At 36.6% G+C, this 780-nt stretch carries 1 protein-coding gene; it reads right to left on the bottom strand.

Annotated features, from left to right (window positions below; genetic code table 11):
• Positions 1–352: 352 nt before the first annotated feature.
• Positions 353–601, bottom strand: coding sequence for a hypothetical protein (locus ACFIMS_RS02305; protein WP_375696349.1), 249 nt, complete (start codon positions 599–601; stop codon positions 353–355).
• Positions 602–780 lie beyond the last annotated feature (179 nt).

Below are 780 nucleotides of genomic sequence, written 5' to 3'. Positions count from 1 at the left end.
ACAAAATATAGAAAATCTTCTATAAAACCTCACAGTCTATAGCCTCATCAAATATTATGCTTATCTCTAGATAAATACTGTGCATCTACAAAAAAAATATTCACCCTCATTTAATAAAATAAGAATAAATGTTGTTAAAAGAATCCCTTGCTATCATCAACGCAGCTTTAATCTTAAGCCAACATCTCTTCTCTAATCTCCGCAGAACTCGTTGCGGATATATTAGAGCAAATGAAGCCATCCTCTGATATATAACCAGCACCAAGAGNAGAATCCCTTGCTATCATCAACGCAGCTTTAATCTTAAGCCAACATCTCTTCTCTAATCTCCGCAGAACTCGTTGCGGATATATTAGAGCAAATGAAGCCATCCTCTGATATATAACCAGCACCAAGAGCAAATGCGAATTGTCCATGCCATGCGCCCGCTATCAAATGAAACAATCAACTTTCCTAGTGTATCGTTATAACGCAAACCTACCACTGCCAAACCAACAGCCGCTACTTGTCTTGCTTCTTTCCGAACATCTTCAATAGCATAACTAAACATTTCAAATTTCATATCGGTGGAGGATTTCGATTCGTTAACACCATTACTCATCGCATTATCCTTGGATTCAGAAAAATATTTATCTACATATTTTTTCGTATCATCAAAACTTTCTTAATCCGCTGCTTACTGTCATGTAACAACCAACTAGCCCCCTCCACGACTTCTGTCAAATTTGCGTAAAACACACCACTCTTCAGACATTTTCTCTTTTTTTATTTTCAACATTA

This window comes from Bartonella sp. AP331QHHD (assembly GCF_042195905.1).
GTDB lineage: Bacteria > Pseudomonadota > Alphaproteobacteria > Rhizobiales > Rhizobiaceae > Bartonella.
This window is presented reverse-complemented; position numbering and strand designations above follow the sequence as displayed.

What these genes read in the sequence shown, in the direction of transcription:
- ACFIMS_RS02305 (WP_375696349.1), bottom strand. Translation starts at nt 601, where the DNA reads ATGAGTAATGGTGTTAACGAATCGAAATCCTCCACCGATATGAAATTT.